General features: G+C 46.3%; 1 protein-coding gene. It reads left to right on the top strand.

Features of this window, described 5'->3' with window-relative positions; genetic code table 11:
• Positions 1-35: 35 nt before the first annotated feature.
• Positions 36-386 (top strand): PilZ domain-containing protein, encoded by a 351-nt coding sequence (locus tag A3751_RS15935; protein WP_068457860.1) that lies wholly within the window; start codon positions 36-38, stop codon positions 384-386.
• Positions 387-479: the final 93 nt, after the last annotated feature.

The raw sequence follows: 479 nt of genomic DNA, 5'->3' as shown, positions 1-479 counted from the left end.
AAATAGATTATAGTTTTCAGGATGTTATAGAATTTATGTCAGCCGGATTTGGTGCGCGCAGCGGGATACTCACGCTCACAATTAAAGATAAGGCCGTTCTTTATGCGGCTTACATGCCATTCATTGAAAACGGTGGTTTGTTTATTCCTACGGGTAAAAATTATCATCTTGGTGATGAGGTGTTTTTGCTGCTTAACCTGATGGACGAGCCAGAAAAGATACCTGTTGCTGGTAAGGTTGTTTGGGTAACCCCAAAAGGCGCTCAGGGCAACCGAGCCGCAGGCATCGGTGTCCAGTTTAATGGTGAAGACGAAACGGCTAAGAATGTGATCGAGACGAATCTCGCGGGTGCCTTAACGTCGGATCGACCAACCCATAGTATGTAAGCATCAACCCCTATGTTAATTTGGCGCTCCTCAGGGTGCGCCTCCACAATCTTCCATGTAAACTGCCCTGCGAAATCTTTCATCTTATGAGGC

The organism is Oleiphilus sp. HI0080 (genome assembly GCF_001635135.1).
The sequence above is the reverse complement of the archived record's forward strand: the minus strand, read 5'-3'. Positions and strand labels throughout refer to the sequence as shown.

Excerpts from the sequence above, each read along its gene's own strand:
- A3751_RS15935 (WP_068457860.1), top strand. The coding sequence starts at position 36 with ATGTCAGCCGGATTTGGTGCGCGCAGCGGGATACTCACGCTCACAATT.